The sequence below is a fragment of the Streptomyces sp. NPDC055013 genome, assembly GCF_053608645.1.
Genome location: NZ_JBSGVW010000092.1, coordinates 1 through 1,052 on the forward strand (window position 1 = coordinate 1; position 1,052 = coordinate 1,052).

Below are 1,052 nucleotides of genomic sequence, written 5' to 3' on the forward strand. Positions count from 1 at the left end.
TGTATTGACCCGCGGGGTTGTTGACGCGGGTGATGGGTGGCTGGCCGCCGAGGGCGGTGTGGCACCGGTGGTGGTTGTAGGTGTGCAGGAAGTCTGTCAGGGCCTCGGTGCGTTCGGGGTTGCTGGCGTAGGGCCGCATGTAGGCCCACTCGTCGAGCAGGGTGCGGTTGAAGCGTTCGACCTTGCCGTTGGTCTGCGGCCGGTAGGCGCGGGTGAGTTTGCCGGCCGCACCGAGGTCGGCCAGGGCCTGCCGCCAGGCGAAGCTCTTGCGGTAGGGCCAGGCGTTGTCGGTCAGGACTCGCTCGATGCGGTCGATGCCCGCCGCGGTGAAGAAGCTCGCGGCTCGGCGCAGGAAGGCGGCGCAGGTGGCGGCCTTCTCGTCCGGATGGATCTCGCTGTAGGCCAGTCGGCTGTGGTCGTCGACGGCGGAGTGGATGTAGTCGAAGCCCATGTTGCTGCGGGTGGCGCGGCCGGCCTGGCGGCCCAGCACCTTGTGGCCGCCGCCGTCGGGGATCCGGCCCAGCTTCTTGACGTCGACGTGGACCAGTTCGCCGGGCCGGTCGCGTTCGTAGCGGCGGATGACCTGGCCGGTGGGCCGGTCCAGGAAGGCCAGACGGTTCAGGCCGTGCCGGGTGAGGATGCGGTGCACGGTCGAGGCGGGCAGGCCCAGGATCGGTCCGATGCGTGCCGGGCCGAGTTTGCGGTCCTGCCGCAGCCTGCAGACAAGCGCCTCGGTGGCGGCTGCAGTCCGGTGCGGTGTCCTGCGGGGGCGGCTGGAACGGTCGATGAGTCCGCTCTCCCCCTCGGACCGCCAGCGCCGGATCCACTTGTGGGCTGTGGGACGGGAGATGCCCATCTCTGCGGCGACATGGGCGACGGGACGGCCGGAGCGGACACGCTCGACGAGCAGCCGCCTGCCGTGAACGGTCAGCCGAGCATTACGGTGGGACACGAAGGCCTCCGTCCGGTGAAGATTCGACACCTCCACCACACACGGGGGCCTTCGCCACGATCAAGACCGCGCCGCGTTAACAACGCTCGTGATCAATACA

1 protein-coding gene is annotated in these 1,052 nt (G+C 69.5%); it reads right to left on the reverse strand.

Annotated elements, in window-relative coordinates; genetic code table 11:
* On the reverse strand, positions 1-952 hold a 952-nt coding region (locus ACWGDB_RS41945), incomplete at its 3' end, for an IS481 family transposase (RefSeq protein ID WP_453827291.1).
* Between the last annotated feature and the right edge of the window lie 100 nt (positions 953-1,052).